The organism is Vibrio sp. Y176 (assembly GCF_033438945.1).
In genome coordinates this window covers 1-574 of sequence record NZ_JAWOQS010000899.1, presented here as the reverse complement: position 1 = coordinate 574, position 574 = coordinate 1, and the positions used below count along the sequence as shown (strand labels likewise).

1 protein-coding gene and 1 pseudogene are annotated in these 574 nt (G+C 42.2%); one reads left to right on the top strand and one right to left on the bottom strand.

Annotated elements, in window-relative coordinates:
- Positions 1 to 129, top strand: a pseudogene (locus R7O13_RS29300) (aromatic amino acid aminotransferase); the annotation flags it as partial.
- Between the two features lie 99 nt (positions 130 to 228).
- On the opposite strand, the gene R7O13_RS29295 reads toward R7O13_RS29300, so the two are convergent.
- A partial coding sequence (locus R7O13_RS29295) for an outer membrane beta-barrel protein (RefSeq protein WP_318305515.1) occupies positions 229 to 574 on the bottom strand: 346 nt, incomplete at its 5' end.

Here is a 574-nt window from a genome sequence, read left to right as displayed (position 1 = left end):
AAAGAGCAAGTTAACCGTCTGAAAGATGAGTTCGCAATTTACATCGTTGGTTCTGGCCGTATCAGCGTAGCTGGTATGACAAAATCAAACATGGGCCCACTATGTAAAGGTATCGCAGCGGTTCTATAATCTGTCGAAAATAGACAAAATAAACGAAAAGGTCAGCGTATGCTGACCTTTTTTGTTGTTCTTAAATCTGTTGATTACGGTTGATGTTACTAAATGGGATTAAAATACGAACTTCAAACTTAAGCCGACTTCGTTGATGTAATCCGAACTTTCACCACTGTAATCTGTATCACGGTATTGGTAATACAAGCCCGTGCCAATCACATCATGCCATTGGTAATTGAAGCCGATTCTGTACTTGTTCTCGTCAACCACATCACTTCGGTTGGCCTGAATCTGTGCTGACACCATCCATTGTTCATTCAAAAGATAGTTTGCACCAATGGTCACCGCTTGAAGAAACTCGGTGTCAGAGGAAATGGTGCTATCCGTTTTTTCATCCGTCGCCTTCGCTTTCAGCGCACCAAGCCCATAAGTACCATAAACGTCCAGTTGGTCGTTAATT